The following is an 18,202-nucleotide window of genomic DNA, read 5'->3' as shown; positions in this document are numbered from 1 at the left end:
TCCCGGAAGTCGCGCCCATGAACATTTGCAGCAACCTCAGGCAGCGGCATCTGCCAGTGGTCTCCGGGCGCTGGCGGAACAGGGGTTCTTCGCCGCACAGGGATTTTTGGTCGCACACGGATTCTTCGTGGCGCAGGGGTTTTTACCGGCACATGGATTGCGGGCACCGCATTTACCACCCTTCAGGGCACATGGATTCACGGCCAGTTGCTCCTGGACCTTACCCATATAGGTGGTAAGTGCCGCCAGCTGTTCGCCACTCCAGTCCAGAGGCTCGGCTGCCATGGGCTGGACCATGCAGATCTGGACCATCTCATCCAGATGCACCGAATCCATACCAAACATATCGCGAGCCATGGCCACGGAGTGCGGATAGGCCTTTGCAAAAGTGGCGTTGTAGCCGGCGCCATCGTTATGGCAGGTCGCGCAGGACAGGCCATTGCCACTCAGGGAGGTATCGTTGAACAGCTTCTCCCCCAGCGCCATCAGCTTGCAGGGATTCCCCTCATAGGGCTGATAGTTGGCCGGCCTGGAGACCTTTTTCGCGGCACAGGGGTTGGGTTTGGCGCCACACTTCCCCGAAGCCGCACAGGGGTTACAGGTCTTTGTGGCACAGGGATTACAGCCCTTGCTGGCACAGGGGTTCTTTGCGGCGCAGGGATTATTGGTGGCACAAGGATTTTTGGCTGCGCAAGGGTTACACCCGGCCTTGCAGTACTGTTCTGCCTTGCACTTGTTCTTGCAAGGAGAACAGGGGCTACAGGCTGCAGCTGCGAGCCCGCCGGTGCCCAGCATGGCCGTCACCAGGGCCGCAGACCACCAGGTGGCGCGGTGATGTTCGAACGAAGTACGAATCGCATTTCTCAGAGGATGTATTGTGGACATTGTCTCTCTCCCTGATCATGGAGTTATGGTTTGGGCCTTCGGAGCCCGTCACCGCCCGAAGGGGCGGTCAGGAAAGAGACACATGAGTTCCGGAACTATTACACCGATCTGTAACAATTTTGTCAGTGGTTTGTCAGTCCTATAAATGACTGCGAACGCGCAACCGGGGTATCACATGCTGCTTGACTGGCTGTCGCGGCGCCTGGCCGCCTATCTTTCCAAACAGATCAAATGCCACTCCGTTCGAACCTCCAGCTGGGAGGCCATGCAGTGCTCTATCAAGCCCGGCGATGTGCTTCTGGTCGAAGGTAATACGCGAATCAGTACCGCCATCAAGTACCTGACCCAGTCTACCTGGTCCCATGCCGCCCTCTACCTGGGCCCGAACGCATCCCTGGCAATAATGGAAGACGGCGAGCCTCAGGTATTGGTCGAAGCGGATCTCGAGGAAGGTATCCGCTCACTTCCGCTATCCTTCTACCGGCACTTTCACACCCGCATCTGCCGTCCCATAGGATTGTGTGACGAAGACATCAGCAAGCTGGTCAGCTACTCGAAAAGCCGACTCGGGCACCAATATGACCTGAAAAACGTCTGGGACCTGGCGCGCTATCTTTGCCCTACACCCCCGGTACCTACTCGCTACCGGCGTTCCATGCTGGCGCTAGGCAGCGGGGACCCCACCAGGGCGATTTGTTCCACGTTTATCGCCCAGGGCTTTCAGTCGATCCGGTATCCAATACTACCTGTAAGGTTGGATACACCAGATGATGACTACGATTCGAATGCCCAGTCGCGCGAACACTTCCGCATTCGTCATCACTCCTTGTTCGCCCCCCGGGATTTCGATGCCTCTCCCTACTTTGACGTCATCAAACCCACTGTCGAGCAGGGATTTGATTACCGACAATTTCAATGGGCGGATTGAGCCATCTTTCCTGTGCGGAAATCAACCAGACCCTGAAACCGACCAGAGAGGATTTCCAATGAACAGCCTCCTGCCCAACGACAGAAAACCTGGTGTTATCGCCGCCCTGGCCGGAGGCTGGGTTGGGGATGCAGCGAGCCTTGGTCTGCACTGGCTGTATGACAGCCCGCGCATTCTGGAAGTAGGCGGTGAATCACCGGAATTCCTGCCGCCGGATGGCGACTATTTCAAAGGCGTATTCGGTTACTTTGCCCATGAGGGCAAACAGGTTGGCGATGTCAGTCATTATGGTGCTGCCACAGGTGTGATCACCGACAGCCTGCTGGCAAACGAGGGCAGGCTGGATATCCGCGATTACCAACGCCGCTTTCGTGCGTACTTTGGGCCGGGTGGTCAGTGGCAGGGCTACATCGACAACCCCACGCGGGTCACCCTAAATAACCTGAACACCATTGAACAGAACGCCATTGAACAGGCTCTCTCAACGACCACGGCCGACCTGACTGACCAGCAGAAGCGCATACTGGTGCAGAAAGTGCTGCCCTACTCCCGCCGCCTGAGTGGCAAGCAGCTGGCAGACCCGGTTCGCCGGGCCATCGACCTGACCTATCAGGAAACCGCAGTCCAGGAAGCGGGGGTTTATATTGCTGAAACCATCGACCAGCACCTGCTGCCTGAGAGCGGCGCCAATGACATGCAACTGCCGGCTGTCTCCAAACTGCCACCGCTGGTGGCCTGTTATTGCGGTAGCGATGACCTTCTGAAAAAAACGGAAGGGGCGGTGCAGGTGACCAACCACAACGATGAGGCCGTTGCCTGGGCGAAGTGCGCAGCAAGACTTCTGGAGGGTCTTTATCAGGGCAAACCGATATCAGACGCTCTGGACTCCGCCACGGCCGAAGCGGAGGACCCGGACAATCTGAATAAGGCACGGTGCGGTGATCGACTGGATGCGGCAGCTGCCGGCGACACCTTCGGCCGCACCTGCTATCTGCATGAAGCCATGCCGGTGATCTTTCATATCCTGAGCCATGCCAATAGTTATACAGAGGCAATTCGCGCCAATATTCATTGCGGCGGCGATTCCTGTGGCCGGGCCTGGATTATCGGCCCGGCCATGGCGTCTGTTCATGGCGTTGGCACGGAACACGGTATCCCTCTGAGCTGGTTGGCACGGGTAACCGATGCAGCAACTGTTTACCGGGATATTGAATCACTGGTGTATGGTTCATGAGATTTCGCTACCAGCTTTCCCCGAACGGCCGGATATCCAGCTCAAACGTCCAGGCGGAAGGATTCTGCTGGCAAAGGTCCCAGACCGCGTCCGCCACCGCAGAGGGCTGGACAAAAAAATCGTCCGGCTTGTCCGGAAGCATCTCGCGCGTGCGCGGTAAATCCACCACGCCATCAATCACCACATTGGCCACGTGAATCTTCTCCGGCCCCAGCTGTCGCGCCAGTGACTGGGCCAGGCTGCGCTGTGCGGCCTTAGCCGATGCAAAGGGTGCGGTATTGGCCCGTCCCCGGGTCGCTGCCGACGCGCTGGTGACGACAATGCTGGCAGTGTCGTGCTGGCGAAGCTGTGGCAATGCCGCTTTGGTAGCGGCCACCAGGCCCTGCACGTTCAGGCGCCAGTTGGCCTCGAAGTCTTCCAGACTGGCTTCTTCCACGCTTTTGAACACACCGCCCCCGGCGTTATACAACATCACCGAAACCGGCCCGAGCTTGCTCTCGATTGCCGCCAGCACCGAGCCAATCCGCTCAGGCTGCATCATGTCGCAGGGGAACGCATGGGCGCTGTCCACCGACTGTTCAAGCTGCTTCAGGTAGTCTTCACTACGGGCCAGCATCGCCACCTGATAACCCTCGTTGCAGAAGCGTTTTACAAAGGCCTCGCCATTACCCGGGCCAACACCCATTACCACGCATACCTTGCTCATCATCCGTCTCTCCTGCCGGGTGTACCGGCTCGTCTGTCAGGAAATGGTCAGTCTCGTGTTGAAGGACAGGGCGCCCCACAAGGGGCACAGGCCCTGTCGTCTCGCTGCATCAAGGCCGTTTCCACATTCCCCTGGCCCGAATTGAAGGCAAAGGTGGGGCTTCTCAGGTGGTCCGCCATAATCAGCACCAGAATGATGGTAAGCATTACCAGAATGCGAGTACGGCTATACGGTCTGTCCATCGTCTCCTCTCGCATCAGTTTGGCAGACGGAACCAGGGCCGCAGCCGGATTCCGATCAGTGAACCAGCGAAAGCGCAGGCAAACCATACCCAGGCATGCAAGCTGGCCGAGGCAATACCGGAAAACAGCGCTCCGATATTGCAGCCAAAGCCCAGACGGGCACCGTAGCCGAGCAACAAGCCACCCACCACGGCAGCCAGGAACTGGCGCCCTTCCGGACGGTTGCGGCTGGCTTCATTAAAACGGTTGGCCAGACCCGCCGCCAGCATCGCGCCCAGCAGTATCCCGAAATTCATCACCGAGGGGATGTTGGTCAGCACCGAATCCTTCAGGGCCATGGCGGGGTAATCCCAGGTCCAGAACTCGAACTGGGCCATGTTAACGCCTACCACTTCCAGAACCTTCGCGCCCCAGACGTTAAAGGCAAACGTGATACTCCAGGGCGCACCACCGATGGCCAGGGTCAGGGCATTGCCGACCGCAAGAATCAGTATGGCCCAGGTAAACGGCCAGCGGCCGCTGAGCAGGGTTCTCAGCACACCGTGGCTCTGACCTTTCCACAGCAGTTCATCCCGCTCAATCGAACCATGAGCCTTGCGTTCGATCCGGTTGACCCACCACGCGATCAAACCTAGACCAACAAACTGGACCAGAATGGCCCCGACGACACCAAAGCTGTTCACCAGCGGTACCGGATCGAACCCGGGCTGATTCAGCCACCAGGGCAGGTGGATGGAGCCGAGCACCGCACCGGCAATGAAGAACACCAACGTGACCACCATCCGAATGTTGCCAGCGCCCACGGTAAACAGGGTGCCGGAACCACAACCACCCCCCAGCTGCATACCGATGCCGAAAAGGAATGAGCCAACCACCAAGGAAGTGCCCACCGGCGCCACCGCACCCACCAGGCCTTCCTGACCACTATGGAGCATGGGCACCATGACCAGGGAGCTCACCGCGAACAACAATAACTGGGCGCGCATGCCGGCGCCGCGCCTCTTGACCACCAGGTTGCGCCAGCCGGCGGTAAAGCCGAAGGCACCGTGATAGAGGGCCATACCCAGCACGGTGCCCACCACAAACAGCACCACCATGAAGGGGGCCGTTTCCAGCCAGATCAACCCACCCAGCAGGGCGAAGCCCGCCAGCGCGGTCGAGACAATAAACCGGTCCACCTGCCAGGGTGGTTGCTGGAGATCCGGCTGAAGAACTGCGGAATCAGTCATCACGTTTCCATTCAATCAGGCAATCAGTTAAACAGGTCCAGCAGTTTGCTGAGGCCTTTCTTCGCCACCTGCATCGGGCGGTCACTGTCCTGGGACCATTCCGCCATGGAGCCGTCGTACAGCGCCACTTCGTCGAAACCCGCCAGCTCGCTCAGCACGAACCAGTCGGTCGCGGCCCAGTGTCCGGTGTTGCAGAAGGCGATGGTACGGGCCCGGGGATCCAGCTCGGCTATGTTTACCTTTTCGGTAATCGCATCCCGGTTCAGATAGAACACCTGGTCCTGCTGGTTGATGAACGAGTCATGGGGCAGGTTCCGGGAACCGGGAATGGTGCCGGGTGCTTTGGCCGCCGGCGACTTGGTCTCACCCCGGAAATAATCCGCCGGGCGGGCGTCTACCAACTGTGCCTGGGTTTCACGGGCCTGCTGGACCTCCTCGAGGCTGGCCAGGAGAGGTTCCTGAAAGTCGCCCTTGAACTGTGCCACCGGCAAGCGTGCGCCATCGCCCGTGGCAACGTCATAGCCCGCAGCTTTCCAGCCGGCAAAACCCCCGTTGAGGATCGTTACCGCGTCATGGCCCAACACCCGGAACGTCCAGTAGACCCGGGCCGCACTGCCGAAATCGGTTACTCCTGTTCCAGCCGACACAACAACCACGGTCGCGTCATTGGTAATACCCAAACCACCAATAAGGCGCTCCAGGGAACGCACCGGGGGTATTAGCCCGGTTACTCCGTCCCGGCTTTCCCGCCAGCCATCGTTGGTGTAACTGCTATAAACTGAGCCGGGAATATGGCCTTGCTGGAAGCTGCTCCGATCACCACCGTTATCAATGCCGGAGCGAACATCCAGAACCACCAGTTGGTCATCACCCAAGCGGTTATTCAACCAGGCAGCGTCTACCAGGGCCGGCACCTCGGCCTTGGCCCCGAAGCAAAAGGCGCTGAACAGGAATAGAACTGATAATGTCGCCAAACGAATCATGGGCGCACCTCCGAAGGGAGTTTGATTTTGAATGACCATTATGAATCGCAGCCTGCGTTATTAAAATAGATTAATTTATATCCTTTTAATCTATGCAAATGAGAAAAATTTCCACTCAAAAGCTCGCTCCGGTGTAACGCCCCCCATGATTCCAGTGTCTATGAGCTAACGGCAACGACTTCGCGAAAGACGCTGCCATCTCTGAAACGGCAATGGAGTATGGATCATGAAAAGAATCACCCTGATTCTGGCTTCTTTTGTTCTGGCCTTGTCTGCCACCACAGCGCTGGCCATGAATGGAAAAGCGGACGACATCAACGAGGCCCGCAGCTACCCCAACAAAACCGCTGACTCTGTCGCGGATGTGCGGGTATCCGCAAAATAACCACTTTCACGGCGAGGCAGTTTGCCTCGCTCAGCCTTGCCTCCACCCTGCAATCAAACCCTGCCATCCAGATGCAGCCAACGGGCAAGGCGGGAATGCGGGCGACGGCCTAGATACAAAGGCAAGGTGCTCATGACCAACAGGATGGTGGCTGCGGCGATGACCGTCAGCACCGGGTTGAGCTCGAAACCGTGGCCAAGTCCGGCAAAAACGAAGGTCATCGGCAACATTCCCAGAGCGGTCGCCAGCGCATAGCGCCAGACCTGGATGGCCGTAACCCCGGCGGCGTAACTGATCAGGGCGAAGGAGAACAGGGGAATCAGGCGGGTCAACAGCACCGCAACGAACAGAAAACGCTGGGATCCCCGCGCCGAAAATACCGGGTTGTGGTCCAGTTTGCGTTGTACCGCCTCCCGCCCGAGGATCCGCGCCAGGTAAAAGGCGATGAGGGAGCCGGCAAGCGCCCCAGCCACGGCAATGGCCGTACCGGTGAACATGCCATAGACCAGACCGGCGGCGGCGCTGATGGGTAGCGTGGGAATCGGCCCGACGACGACGGCAAGGATCATCATCAGCATCAGGAACACAGGGCCGAGCATACCCTGGTGCATCAGCCAGTATGACAGGGCCGCGGGCGCCAGGCTGGAAGGCATGCCCAGCTGCCGAAGCAGCAACCAGATAGCGGCCATCAGCAACGCGACGATGGCCAGGAAGGAAAGACGGAACAGCCACTGTGAACGGATCATTGGAGTATTCTACCCGTCACAGGGGCATCGGGAAGGTAAAAGAACGCGGGCGGGCCGCGTGGAACCAACCACACGACCTGAACTGGCGGATTTACTGGTTCTTGCTCCAGGCAAACTTCTGGAACGGCTCATCAACCGGCGTTTGGGCAATGTGGTTGATGTAGTTGCTCATGGTCTTCTGGGACAGGGTCAGAATAACGTCCAGCACCTGCCTGTGACCGTAGCCTGCCTTGAAGAAAGCATCCAGGTCTTCCTGACTGACGTTCCCCTGCTTGCGCATCACCGCCAGGGTGAAGTCGCGAAGCGCTTCAAGCTTTTCGTTCGGAAGCGGCGTTTCGTTACGCAGCGGCTCAATGATGTCATCGGAGACTTCCATCATCTTGGCGATGCCAGTATGTGCCGGCACGCAGTAATGGCAGGCATTCTCGACATTGATGGTCTGCCAGACCACGGTTTTCTCTTCATTATCGAAACTGCTGTCCAGCACCAGCTGGTGCAGTTTCTGGTAGGCCTCCAGCACTTGGGGGGATTCCGCCATTACTGCGTGCAGGCTCGGAATCATGCCGAAACCTTTTTGCGACTTCTCCAGAAGTGGCTTGGCGCCTTCCGGGGCAGATTCGATGTCATGCAACTTGAAATCAGCCATGGTTTATCTCCGTTCTTGAATGTTTACTCAACAACATTGAGGCTAACTGTTATTGAGCAATCATTCAAGATATAATTGAGCGAACATTCAAAGTGACGACAGAGGGTATCGGTATGCCCAGACCTCCAAGTTATGATCGGGAATCCGCCCTCGCGAGGGCCGTCAGCCTGTTTTGGAAAAAGGGCTACCACGGCAGTTCGATGAAGCAGATCGAGCAGGCCCTGGATATGCGGCCCGGCAGTATCTACGCCACCTTTGGCAGCAAGGATGGGCTGTATTCGGAAGCCCTGACCCGCTATGCCGAAGCGGGCGGCGCGGAGCTCGCCGAACACATGGCCGGTTACGATTCCATCCTCGAAGGGCTGCAGGATTATCTCCGCCGGATTGCCCTGGGTTGCACCAATAAAGGCATCACCCCCTCCCGTGCCTGCCTCATCGTCAAAACCCTGCTTGAATCCAGCAATACCCACGCGGGCTTGTCCGAACAGGCGCAGGCAATTCTCGGCGCGATAGAGCAGTCCTTCACAGACTTGCTTGAGCAGGCCAGGGAACACGGTGAACTGAAGGAATCCGTCGATCCCGGGCGCCTTGCCCGGCTGCTGCAAAGCCAGATCATGGGGTTACGCTCCATCGCCGAGCGCAACCTCCCTCATGCCGAACTGGAAGCCCTGGGTGATGATATGGCGCGGATTCTCGAAGCCTATCGTGCGGACTGACCCCGGCCCCTGGAGAATAAGAAGACAATTTTTGAAGAGTTCTGTAACGCTCCCTGCTCTGGTGTGCCTAGTGTCCCACAAACCCGGTTGGCAGGCGCTCCAGCACTGGCCGGGCGTCCCCGCAAACCTGCGGACGGGGCACAATCGGGTGACGCCCACAAGACAGTCTGGTTACCGGCCAAGCCTCACCGGAGGTCCGGGTTCAGGGTGTAAGTCCCGGTTACCCGGGCACTGTCCAGCACGTGGCCTTTCATGGCTTCCCGGACATCGTTGCCATCAAACTCACCCTCGAGGCCCAGGCTTTCCACATCCAGTGCATAAACCTCGAAATGGTAGCGATGGATGATCTCGTCATTCCAGGGCGGACAAGGGCCGTCGTAGCCGGCGTAGGTACCGGCCATGTCCGGATTGCCTGCCAGGAATTGGGTGTAGTTATTGATGCCCCGCACACCAATCGGACCGGAGCCATGGTCCTTGCCCTTCGGACTCACACCATCGCTATCCTCGCCCTCCGGAATCCGGTTCACGTTGGCGGGAATGTCCACCAGCAGCCAGTGGAAGAAGTCCACCCGGGGCAGGTCCTTCGAGACAGTCTTGCCTTCCTGGTTCACGTCATCCGCCACGCTTGGCACATCCGGATCAAACATAATCACCACAACGCTTTTGGTCACTTCGGGGACACCCTCCCAGGTTATCTCCGGGTTCCTGTTCGGACCAAAGCTCATGTGATCCTCTTCGCTGTAGACGCCGAACGCGAACTTCTCGGGAATCGGCTGACCTTCTTCAATGCCTCGGACCTGCAGTTTCACGGCAATGTCTCCTGTTGATAATTGACGTTGACCTGGTTGATTTTGGCAGTCGGCGACCAGATCTTTGATACCAACGGTTTTAACGGTGGTATCGACCCTATGTCCAGATTAGCAGACAACGACGCATGCCACGTTTGGCCATGGCCATGCCCCAACCAACGGAGAACCAGGTCACCATGAGCGACCAGAACCCAGGCAGTCCACGGAAGCCCGAAAGCCAGAAGGATGAGGATGCCATCGCCCTTGCCCAGGGCCTGTTCGATCTTGCCCGCAACGGCGGCACCCGCATGCTCCGGCCGCTCCTGGAGGCTGGCGTGCCTGTGGATATACGGACCAGTGACGGCGACAGTCTGCTGATGCTGGCCACCGGTCATAGCCAAACCGACACAGTTCGCTTCCTGCTGGAGAAGGGTGCCAACCCCAACCTGGCCAACAGCCAGCTGCGTACGCCGCTGATGTCTGCAGCGATGACCAATGAGGTGGGCATAGTGGAGCTTCTGCTGGAGGCCGGAGCCGACCCCCGGGCTACCGATACCGACGGCGCCAGTGCTTTGGACCTGGCAAAAGCTCATGCCGCCACCGACGCGGCGCAGCGATTGGCTGCCCGAAACGACGGATGACCCGGCTCAAGGCTTCGGAAAGTTGCCCTTGATCATGGCACCAGATCAACCATAGTTACTATCAGAAAGCCCAAACCAAGGAGAGCGAGTATGAGTGAAGAAGAGGACTACAAAAAACTGCATCCGATTCTGAGTTCGGTGACCCAGACCTACGTGGATCTGTACACCAACAGGCCCAACGAGAAGAATCGTGAGCAGCTGATCAAGCTAGAGAAACTACTCCACGAAAAACTCGAAGAACTGAAGAAAGCCCGGGGCGTAGAAGGTAGCTGACCCAGCCCGTTACCGGCACTCTGGCAGCCATCCTCAAGTCCATTTCTCATGCGGCGGCCGGTAGTTGCCAAAGGCTTCAATCACCGCCGCCGGGGTTTCGGCCCGGATGATCATGTCAATGTATTCCTGGTTCAGGAAGCCGTTTTCCTGCATGGTCTGCACCATGGCCAGCAGCGGGTCATAGAAGCCGTTGATGTTGTACAGACCGCAAGGCTTCTGGTGAAAACCCAGCTGCCCCCAGGTCCATGCCTCGAACAGCTCCTCCAGGGTGCCGATACCGCCCGGCAAGGCAAGAAAGCCATCCGCCAGTTCCGCCATCCGGGCCTTGCGCTGGTGCATATCTTTGACCACATGCAGTTCGGTCAGGCGGTCATGAGCCAGCTCCCGGTCCCTCAGGGTCTCTGGAATCACGCCATAGACCCGGCCACCGGCAGCCAGGGTCGAGTCGGCAACAATGCCCATCAAACCAACGTGTCCGCCACCAAAGACCACATCAATGCCACTGCGGCCGAACCAGGTACCAAGCTCTCTGGCCTTTTCCACAAACACCGGATTGTTACCGGTTTTGGACCCGCAATAGACTGCCACTTTCATCGTTTCTCCCGCTCCCTGACTGTTCGGATAGTCGACATTATGGGCGTTCAAGCAAAGCAGTTAAACGTTTCGGTGGGGTAAACCCGCCTTCCGTGGAATTGTGCCGGCTATCGGCTCCGCGTTAGGATTACTTCAGCAGCATTAGCACCCTACCTTTAACGATGCCTTTCCCAGTGAGGACAGCCAAGTACTTTTGGCCGCAAGAGTACTTGGCTCTCTTCACTTCAAGGTCTGACCTTTATGGATAACCTTCCTCATATTGTGGTGGTCGGCGGTGGTGCCGGCGGTCTGGAGCTGGTCACCAGCCTCGGCAACAAGCTGGGCAAAAAACGCAAGGCCCGGATTACACTGGTCGATGCCGGTCTGACCCACGTTTGGAAACCCTTGCTGCACGAAGTCGCTTCTGGCTCCCTGGACGCCAACACCAACGAGATCAATTACCGCGCCCACGCCCGGAAACACCATTACGAATTCCAGCTCGGACGCATGAACGGGCTCGACCGCAAGGCGAAGGAACTGGTCATTGCCCCGTTTCATGACGAGGAGGGCCAGGAAGTGGTACCGGCCCGCACGATCAGCTACGACACCCTGGTGATTGCCGTTGGCAGCACCGCCAATGATTTTGGCACTCCCGGGGCCCAGGAGCACTGCCTGTTCCTGGACAGCCTGAAACAGGCTCGACGGTTCCACAACCTGATGCTGAATGCGTTTCTACGCAAGAATCACGAAGCACTGCAGGGCCACGAACACACCCTCAACATCAGCATCATCGGGGCCGGGGCCACCGGGGTGGAACTGGCCGCCGAGCTGCGACTGGCGTCCCGGGAACTGCCGGTATACGGCATGAACCACCTCCAGCCCTCGGACGTCTCCATTTCCGTGATCGAAGCCGCCGACCGGATCCTGCCCGCCCTGCCCGGCAGGCTCTCCGCGGCAGCCACGCGGGAACTGGAACGCCAGCATGTGAAGGTGCTGACCGGGCAGCCGGTGAGCGAAGTCCGGGAACACGGCATCATCATGAAGGACGGCACCGAACTGCCGTCGGAAATGACCATCTGGGCCGCCGGAATCAAGGCGCCCGCCTTCCTGGCCGAGCTGGACGGACTGGAGGTCAACCGGGGCAACCAACTGGTGGTGGAGCAGACCCTTCACACCACCCAGGATGTCGATGTCTTCGCCCTGGGTGATTGCGCCGCCTGCCCGCAACCGGACTCTGATCGACCGGTCCCACCCCGGGCCCAGGCTGCACATCAACAGGCCGGCGCCCTGTTCAGGACCCTGTGCAACCGTCTGGAAGGTAAAGAAGATGTGCCTTTTGTGTATAACGACCACGGCTCACTGATCAATTTCAGCCGCTACACCACCGTGGGCAACCTGATGGGTAACCTGTCCGGCCACAGCATGTACATTGAGGGCAAGGTGGCCCGCCTGTTCTATCTGTCCCTGTACCGGATGCATCAGGTCGCTCTGCACGGCATGGTTCGTACCGGGATTATCTGGCTCATGGACCGGATCAGCCGCGCCATGCATCCAAGGCTGAAACTGCACTAGCCGACACTCAGTGCCTGCACCCAGTCGATCATCGGGGCGGGGTAGATGCCAAGCAGCAGAATCGCGACTGCCAGGGTTATCAGGGTGATGCCGCCAAGACGGCTACCCCAGTCGTTGGTGACATCCCGGCGTCGTATCCCCGGTTCCGGCAGATACAGGGTCACCATCACCCGCAGATAGTAATACAGACCAATGGCACTGCCGGTAACAACACCGCCCACCAGCCACCAGCGGCTGTCGGCGACACCCAGGGCGATGACATAGAACTTACCGATGAACCCGGCGGTCAGCGGAATACCCGCCAGCGACAGGAAGCTGACCGTCATCACTGCCGCCAGATAGGGTCGCCGCCAGAACAGGCCGCGATAGAGGGGCAAGCCATCTGCGTCCTCGCCTCCGAACGGGCTGGAAACCAGGGTCACCACACCGAAAGCTGCCAGCGTGGTCACCAGATAGGTCACCAGGTAAACGCCGGTGGTTTCGACCGCCAGCGCGTTGCCGACGGCAATCGCCACCAGCAGGTAACCGAAGTGGGCAATGGACGAATAGCCCAGCAGCCGCTTGAGGTTTGGCTGGAACAGAGCCAACAGATTCCCGCCCAGCATGGTCAACAAGGCCAGCACCGTGATCACCGTCTGCAGCCAGTCGCTCTGGAAAACCGGCGCCGCCAGCACCAGCCGCAACAACACCACGAAGACTGCCAGCTTGCTGACCGTCGCCAGAAAAATCGTGGCCGGCGCCGGACCGCCCTGATAAACGTCCGGCGTCCACAGATGAAATGGCACCACCGAGAGTTTGAAACCCAGGCCCACGATCATCAGTATGGCACCCGCCAGCATCCATACATCAGGTCCCTCAGCCAGGGCACCCGCGATCCTCGCCAAATCAAGGTACCCGGTGCGGGCATAAATCAGCGCCATACCAAAGAGTAGGAAGGCGGTGGCGGCAGCCGACAGCAGCAGATACTTGATACCCGCTTCCAGGGAGCGCTCCGCCCGAAAGCTGTAGGCAAGCATGCCATACAGGGGCATCGACAGGAGTTCCAAGCTGATGAACAGCATGGCGAGATGGTCACTTGCCGCCAGTCCCAGGGCGCCCGCCGTGGCACACAGCACCAGCAGGTAGAACTCCTCCTTCGGGCCGATGTAACCGGTCAGGTAGTGATGACTCAGGATCACGGTGACCAGCGCCGACAGCAGAATCAGTGTCGACGCCATCAGGGCCAGCCCATCCAGCTCCATAAGCGGGGGGGATCCCGTGGATGCCATGGGCAACACCAGAAGCGCAAGTACGAGGCCGGCGCCGGCTATCAGGGCCGTACCCGCGTGATGGCGCCGCCAGGCGATAGCCAGCAAGGCAACCACCGCGGTCGTACCCACGATGATCAATGGCAGCAGTGTCAAAAGGTCCGCCGCCGTGAGCATCAGCGCACCTCTCCGGCGGTCTCCGCCAGGCTCTGAACACCTTCGACAAACAGTTCTGCCACCCTACCGGACATGCCGGCCGTGGTGTCCAGCAGCGGTTGCGGGTAAAGTCCGATGAGCAGAACCAGTGCCAGCAACGCCAGCATCATGCCGTATTCCCGCCAGTCCGCGCCGGCGAGCGTGCCCTCACGGTATGCCGGGCCAAAATGCACGCGCTGCATCAGGATCAGTGAATAAATGGCGGCCATGACCAGCCCCGTACTGGCAATAACCACCACCACCGGCGCGGTCGGGAAGGTGCCAAACAAAATCATGAACTCACCAACAAAGTTGGCAGTGGCCGGCATACCCAGCGATGCGGCCACAAAGCACAGCGTAAACCCGGGCAACGTCGGTATCCTGCCCCAGAGCCCGCCCATGATGCGCATGTCCCGGGTATGGATACGCTCGTAAAGCTGACCGCTGAGGATGAACAGTCCAGCGGAGGAAAACGCGTGGGCCACCATCAGAACCACCGCCCCCTGGATGGCAAGCTCCGAACCGGAATAGATGGCGATCAGCACAAAGCCCATGTGGGAAATGCTGGTATAGGCAATGAGTCGCTTGATGTCCTGCTGGCCGCAGGCGACCACGGCCCCGTAGACAATGCCGACCAGCCCCAGGGTCATGGCCACCGGCGCGAAGGCCGCCGATTCGGCCGGAAACAGCGGCAGGGCGAAACGCAACATGCCGTAGGCGGCGGTTTTCAGCAGGATTCCCGCCAGATCCACGCTACCAGCCGTGGGAGCCTGGGCATGGGCATCGGGCAGCCAACCGTGGAAAGGCACCACCGGCAGTTTCACCGCAAACGCCACGAAAAAGCCCAGCATCAACCAGGGGGCGATGGCATCCGGAACGTCTGTACGCAGCAGGACCTCGTAGCTGAACGACAGCTCGCCCGTGTTGCCGAAATGGATAAATACCAGCGCCAGGATGGCCACCAGCATCAGCAGGCCACTGGCCTGGGTGTAGATAAAGAAACGCGTGGCAGCGCGGATGCGGGTCTGGCCTGCCGAGCCGCTGTGCCCCCAGAGCGCAATCAGGAAGTACATGGGCACCAGCATCATTTCCCAGAACAGGAAGAACAGGAACAGATCCAGGGCCAGGAACACGCCCACGACGCCGCCAAGGATCCACAGCAGGTTGAGGTGGAAAAAACCGATGCGATGACTGATTTCATGCCAGGAGCACAGCACCGCCAAGGCACCGAGAAAGCCCGTAAGTGCGACCAGAATGAGTGAGAGGCCGTCCATCGCCAGGTGGATTCTGATGCCGAAACGGGGAATCCAGTCGGCCCGCCATTCCAGCAACCAGGGCGTTTTAGTGCCCGAGGGCAACGCGAAATCTCCGGTCACCCAGAGCCCGAGGCTGATCACCAGAACAAACAGCATGGTGGCCAGAGCGATCCAGCGGGGCGCCTGTTCGCCCCAGCGATCCGCCTGCCAGCACAGCAGCCCGCCCAGAAACGGAATCACGATCAGCCACACCAGGATCACACAACACCTCCGGGGCCGATGGCCAGAGCCAGCAGAATCAGGGTCGCACCCAGGATCATGGCCGTTGCATAGCTCCGAATCCGGCCATTCTGGGCCCGTACCAGCCCGCTATTGAGCAATCGGGCGAGCACAGCCAACAGGTTGATGGTGAGATTGATCAGGTCATGGCGCAGCATGCGCACCAGGAACTGCCAGGGCCGAACCAGCAGCCGGTCATACAGCGCATCGCACCCCCAGGCCCGGTGCCAGAGTGTCCAGAGGAAGGCTCCCGCGCCACCGCTGACCTGCCGGCGGAGCCAGTAGCGCCGCGCCAGGAACAGCCAGCCCGCCACCGCCAGACCGGCAATGACGGTGCCACTGGCCAGCAGCTGCAAAAGAGTATGGCCCGCGTCGGTGCGAGCCCCGGGGGCCACCGGGAACAGACCGCTAAGGTGCGGATACAGCAAGGCGCCCACGAATGTGGACAGCACCGCCAGCACCCCGAGGGGCAGGTGGTGTGTCAGAAGACGGGTACCGGGTTCGGCGTTCCTGGCCTTGTCGCTGCCGCACTCTCCGTGGAAAGTGCCGAGGATCAACCGCACGGTGTACAGGCAGGTCAGAAACGCACCCAAGAGGCCTGCCAGGAGAAGCCCCTGTTGGTCCGCCGCCAACGCCTGCCAAAGGATTTCATCCTTACTGTAGAAACCGGCCGTCACCAGCGGCAATGCCACCAACGCCGCACCACCCACAAGAAAGCCAGCGTAAGCCACCGGCAGCCGCTTTCTCAAGCCGCCCAGATTCGCCATGTCCTGTTCGTGGTGGCAACTGGTAATCACCGCCCCGGCCGACAGGAACAGCAACGCCTTGAAAAACGCGTGGGTAACCAGGTGGAATATGGCGGCGTCGAAGGCGCCCACCCCGAGGGCCAGGAACATATAGCCGATTTGGCTCATGGTGGAATAGGCCAGCACCCGTTTGATATCGGTCTGGGCCAGGGCCGCGAACGCCGCCAGGAGCAGCGACACCGCCCCGATGACCCCTACCAGCCACAAGACGTCCGGCGCAAGCAGGAATACACCGTTGAGCCGGGCGATCAGGTAAACCCCGGCTGTGACCATGGTGGCAGCGTGGATCAGCGCCGATACCGGAGTCGGCCCCGCCATGGCGTCCGGCAACCAGGTGTGCAGCGGTACCTGCGCCGATTTTCCCAGGGCTCCGCCCAGCACCAGCAACGCAACGAGGGTCGCCGTGGGATCACCCACTGACCAGACCTCGGCAGCCCGAACCATAACCTGCTGGATATCCAGGGTTCCCAGATCCCGGAAGATCAGGAACAGCCCGAGGGCCAGGAACACGTCGCCGATCCGCGTGACCACAAAAGCCTTGAACGCAGCCCGACCATTGGCACTGTCCTGGTAGTAGTAGCCGATCAGCAGGTAGCTGCATAGTCCAACCCCTTCCCAGCCAAGGAACAACAGCAACAGGTTGTCCCCGAGTACCAGCATCAGCATGCTGAATACGAACAGGTTCATCCAGGCGAAGAAGCGGGAAACGCCGGCGTCACCACCCATATACCAGACCGCAAACAGATGGATGAAGAAACCGACGCCGGTAATCACGGCCATCATCACCAGGGCCAGGGCATCCACCGCCAGCCCGATCGTTGGCTGGAAGGTCCCCACCTGGATCCAGGTCCAGAGCGTGAAACGCACGGCACCATCACCACCGGCATAAAGCGCAATGGCCCAAGCCGTCGCCAGGGCAGCGACCCCGACACTGGCAACACCGATAACAGCGCCGGCCTGTGGCCCCAGGCGACCACCGGAGAGGGCAAGCACCAGGGTACCGACCAGGGGCATGACAAATGAGAGGGTGACCGCCAGCTCCATCATCCGCGCATCCTGCTGACCAGATCGAGATTAAGGGACCTGACCCGCTGAAAGAGCTGGATCATCAACGCCAGACCCACGGCCGCTTCGGCGGCCGCCAGGGTAATCACCAGCAGAAACATCGCCTGGCCGTCGGGCTGATTCCAGGCCGTGGCACCAACCACGAATGCCAGCGCCGCGGCGTTCAGCATCACCTCAAGGCTCATCAGTACAAACAACATGTTACGACGCAGCATCAGGCCCGCCAGACCCAGCACAAACAGGATGGCAGCCAGGATCAGGCCATGCTCTATGGGAATACCCGCCATCAGGGCCTCCTCCTCCGTTGCAACGGATTCGTCCGCCGCCCGACATGGGAGGCGGCTACCAGCGCCCCCAGCAACAGCAGGCCCGCCAGCTCCACCACCATCAGCCAGGGGCCGAACAGGGTCAGCCCAACTGCCCGCGCGGTCAGCAGTTCGCCATCAATGACCCTCGCCATATCGCCCCCGGCAATCAGGTGGAAAAGCACGCCCAGCAGCACCAGGGCCAACACCGACGGGCCCAGCCACTGCCGGGGATGGCGCCAGCCTGCGTCGTAGCCGTCCTGGTCCGTGCCGAGGTTCAGCATCATCACCACAAACACGAACAGGACCATGATGGCACCGGCGTAAACGATGATTTCCAGCGCGCCGGCAAAGGGCGCCCCGAGGGCGAAGAACACCAGGGCAACGGCAATCAGCGAGACAATCAGATACACCACGGCATGCACCGGATGGCTGCCGGTAATCACACCGACCGTCGCCAGTACCGCCACCAGGCCACTCAGATAAAAGGCCAATTCCATGG

General features: G+C 59.8%; 20 protein-coding genes. 7 read left to right on the top strand and 13 right to left on the bottom strand.

The features are described from left to right. Positions 1-36 precede the first annotated feature (36 nt). Entirely contained in the window at positions 37-885 is an 849-nt protein-coding gene (locus R6W86_RS03980) for a cytochrome c peroxidase (protein WP_410328089.1), read from the bottom strand. A 175-nt stretch (positions 886-1,060) separates the two neighbouring features. On the opposite strand from R6W86_RS03980, the gene R6W86_RS03975 reads away from it, so the two are divergent. Both R6W86_RS03975 and R6W86_RS03970 read left to right on the top strand, forming a co-directional pair. Beyond that, entirely contained in the window at positions 1,061-1,813 is a 753-nt protein-coding gene (locus R6W86_RS03975; RefSeq protein ID WP_410328088.1) for a YiiX/YebB-like N1pC/P60 family cysteine hydrolase, read from the top strand. 58 nt (positions 1,814-1,871) lie between these two features. Then, a complete protein-coding gene (locus tag R6W86_RS03970) occupies positions 1,872-3,047 on the top strand; it encodes an ADP-ribosylglycohydrolase family protein (protein WP_410328087.1) in 1,176 nt (391 codons plus the stop codon). 7 nt (positions 3,048-3,054) lie between these two features. On the opposite strand, the gene R6W86_RS03965 is transcribed toward R6W86_RS03970, so the two are convergent. From R6W86_RS03965 to R6W86_RS03955, 3 genes are all read right to left on the bottom strand, one after another. Beyond that, positions 3,055-3,756, bottom strand: coding sequence for an SDR family NAD(P)-dependent oxidoreductase (locus R6W86_RS03965; RefSeq protein ID WP_410328086.1), 702 nt, complete (start codon positions 3,754-3,756; stop codon positions 3,055-3,057). Between the two features lie 253 nt (positions 3,757-4,009). Then, a complete protein-coding gene (locus tag R6W86_RS03960; RefSeq protein WP_410328085.1) occupies positions 4,010-5,224 on the bottom strand; it encodes a YeeE/YedE family protein in 1,215 nt (404 codons plus the stop codon). A gap of 23 nt (positions 5,225-5,247) precedes the next feature. Next, positions 5,248-6,207 (bottom strand): sulfurtransferase, encoded by a 960-nt coding sequence (locus tag R6W86_RS03955; protein ID WP_410328084.1) that lies wholly within the window; start codon positions 6,205-6,207, stop codon positions 5,248-5,250. A gap of 226 nt (positions 6,208-6,433) precedes the next feature. Between R6W86_RS03955 and R6W86_RS03950 the strand changes: the two genes are divergently transcribed. Then, positions 6,434-6,592 carry a hypothetical protein gene (locus R6W86_RS03950; RefSeq protein WP_410328083.1) on the top strand — a complete coding sequence of 53 codons (159 nt, stop codon included), beginning with the start codon at positions 6,434-6,436 and terminating at the stop codon, positions 6,590-6,592. Between the two features lie 53 nt (positions 6,593-6,645). Here the strand turns inward: R6W86_RS03950 and R6W86_RS03945 are convergent, their stop codons facing one another. Both R6W86_RS03945 and R6W86_RS03940 read right to left on the bottom strand, forming a co-directional pair. After that, positions 6,646-7,338 (bottom strand): TVP38/TMEM64 family protein, encoded by a 693-nt coding sequence (locus R6W86_RS03945; RefSeq protein ID WP_410328082.1) that lies wholly within the window; start codon positions 7,336-7,338, stop codon positions 6,646-6,648. A gap of 91 nt (positions 7,339-7,429) precedes the next feature. After that, the gene (locus tag R6W86_RS03940; protein WP_410328081.1) at positions 7,430-7,984 is read right to left on the bottom strand and encodes a carboxymuconolactone decarboxylase family protein; all 555 of its coding nucleotides are present in this window, start codon (positions 7,982-7,984) and stop codon (positions 7,430-7,432) included. Between the two features lie 113 nt (positions 7,985-8,097). Between R6W86_RS03940 and R6W86_RS03935 the strand changes: the two genes are divergently transcribed. Next, on the top strand, positions 8,098-8,700 hold the full coding sequence (locus R6W86_RS03935; protein WP_410328080.1) for a TetR/AcrR family transcriptional regulator: 603 nt from the start codon (positions 8,098-8,100) through the stop codon (positions 8,698-8,700). 185 nt (positions 8,701-8,885) lie between these two features. Here the strand turns inward: R6W86_RS03935 and R6W86_RS03930 are convergent, their stop codons facing one another. Further along, positions 8,886-9,509, bottom strand: coding sequence for a YbhB/YbcL family Raf kinase inhibitor-like protein (locus tag R6W86_RS03930; protein WP_410328079.1), 624 nt, complete (start codon positions 9,507-9,509; stop codon positions 8,886-8,888). 125 nt (positions 9,510-9,634) lie between these two features. Between R6W86_RS03930 and R6W86_RS03925 the strand changes: the two genes are divergently transcribed. Both R6W86_RS03925 and R6W86_RS03920 read left to right on the top strand, forming a co-directional pair. Then, complete coding sequence (locus R6W86_RS03925) at positions 9,635-10,129, top strand: ankyrin repeat domain-containing protein (RefSeq protein ID WP_410328078.1); 495 nt, start codon at positions 9,635-9,637, stop codon at positions 10,127-10,129. A gap of 90 nt (positions 10,130-10,219) precedes the next feature. Continuing rightward, complete coding sequence (locus tag R6W86_RS03920; protein WP_410328077.1) at positions 10,220-10,402, top strand: hypothetical protein; 183 nt, start codon at positions 10,220-10,222, stop codon at positions 10,400-10,402. Between the two features lie 33 nt (positions 10,403-10,435). Here R6W86_RS03920 and R6W86_RS03915 read toward each other — a convergent pair whose 3' ends face one another. Continuing rightward, positions 10,436-10,996 carry a TIGR00730 family Rossman fold protein gene (locus R6W86_RS03915; RefSeq protein WP_410328076.1) on the bottom strand — a complete coding sequence of 187 codons (561 nt, stop codon included), beginning with the start codon at positions 10,994-10,996 and terminating at the stop codon, positions 10,436-10,438. A gap of 240 nt (positions 10,997-11,236) precedes the next feature. Here R6W86_RS03915 and R6W86_RS03910 point away from each other — a divergent pair, with 240 nt between their 5' ends. Next, on the top strand, positions 11,237-12,547 hold the full coding sequence (locus R6W86_RS03910) for an NAD(P)/FAD-dependent oxidoreductase (protein WP_410328075.1): 1,311 nt from the start codon (positions 11,237-11,239) through the stop codon (positions 12,545-12,547). On the opposite strand, the gene nuoN is transcribed toward R6W86_RS03910, so the two are convergent. The 5 genes from nuoN to nuoJ are packed head-to-tail and all read right to left on the bottom strand — an operon-like array spanning position 12,544 to position 18,200. Further along, complete coding sequence (gene nuoN / locus R6W86_RS03905) at positions 12,544-13,974, bottom strand: NADH-quinone oxidoreductase subunit NuoN (RefSeq protein ID WP_410328126.1); 1,431 nt, start codon at positions 13,972-13,974, stop codon at positions 12,544-12,546. The two genes, R6W86_RS03910 and nuoN, sit on opposite strands and share 4 nt — an antisense overlap. Continuing rightward, positions 13,971-15,506: an NADH-quinone oxidoreductase subunit M gene (nuoM, locus tag R6W86_RS03900; RefSeq protein ID WP_410328074.1), complete on the bottom strand. Its 1,536-nt coding sequence runs from the start codon at positions 15,504-15,506 to the stop codon at positions 13,971-13,973. Before nuoM ends, nuoN begins: the two co-directional genes overlap by 4 nt. Then, positions 15,503-17,377 (bottom strand): NADH-quinone oxidoreductase subunit L, encoded by a 1,875-nt coding sequence (gene nuoL, locus R6W86_RS03895; protein WP_410328073.1) that lies wholly within the window; start codon positions 17,375-17,377, stop codon positions 15,503-15,505. Before nuoL ends, nuoM begins: the two co-directional genes overlap by 4 nt. Beyond that, complete coding sequence (gene nuoK / locus R6W86_RS03890) at positions 17,374-17,682, bottom strand: NADH-quinone oxidoreductase subunit NuoK (RefSeq protein WP_410328072.1); 309 nt, start codon at positions 17,680-17,682, stop codon at positions 17,374-17,376. The genes nuoL and nuoK overlap by 4 nt, the downstream gene beginning before the upstream one ends. Beyond that, entirely contained in the window at positions 17,682-18,200 is a 519-nt protein-coding gene (nuoJ, locus tag R6W86_RS03885; protein ID WP_410328071.1) for an NADH-quinone oxidoreductase subunit J, read from the bottom strand. The genes nuoK and nuoJ overlap by 1 nt, the downstream gene beginning before the upstream one ends. Positions 18,201-18,202 lie beyond the last annotated feature (2 nt).

Source organism: Marinobacter sp. (assembly GCF_046484525.1).
Lineage (GTDB): Bacteria > Pseudomonadota > Gammaproteobacteria > Pseudomonadales > Oleiphilaceae > Marinobacter.
Note: the sequence above shows the minus strand (reverse complement) of the source record. Positions and strands in the feature narration are given on the sequence as shown.